Here is a 425-nt window from a genome sequence, read left to right as displayed (position 1 = left end):
GTTCGCCTTGATCGGAAAGCGGTTCTCACCGCGACTGCGCAATCTCAAAGACCGGAAGTTCCACACGTTCGAGAAGAGCGATGCATATCCAACCCTGTCGAACCATATCGGGGCGCCGATCAACACCGCCCTAATCCTCGACCATTGGGACCATCTGCTCCATCTCGCGGCGTCGATCACGACGCGGTCCGTGGTACCGTCTACGATCCTGAAGAAGCTGTCCGCATCTCCGAAGCAAAGCCATCTCGCAAGGGCGCTCCGCGAACTCGGTCGTATCGAAAGGTCGCTCTTCATGATCGAATGGTACTCAAGCCCGGCATTGCGGCGGAGATGCCAAGCCGGTCTCAACAAGGGAGAGGCCGCCCATAAGCTGAAACGCGCTGTGTTCTTCCACGAGCGAGGCGAGATCCGTGACCGGTCGTTCG

General features: G+C 58.8%; 1 protein-coding gene. It reads left to right on the top strand.

The features are described from left to right. Positions 1 to 425, top strand: a 425-nt coding sequence (locus DOU54_RS26655; RefSeq protein WP_146617412.1) for a Tn3 family transposase, incomplete at both ends; no start/stop codon positions are given.

The sequence above is a fragment of the Agrobacterium sp. MS2 genome (genome assembly GCF_003261015.1).
GTDB classification, from domain to species: domain Bacteria; phylum Pseudomonadota; class Alphaproteobacteria; order Rhizobiales; family Rhizobiaceae; genus Agrobacterium; species Agrobacterium pusense.
This window is presented reverse-complemented; position numbering and strand designations above follow the sequence as displayed.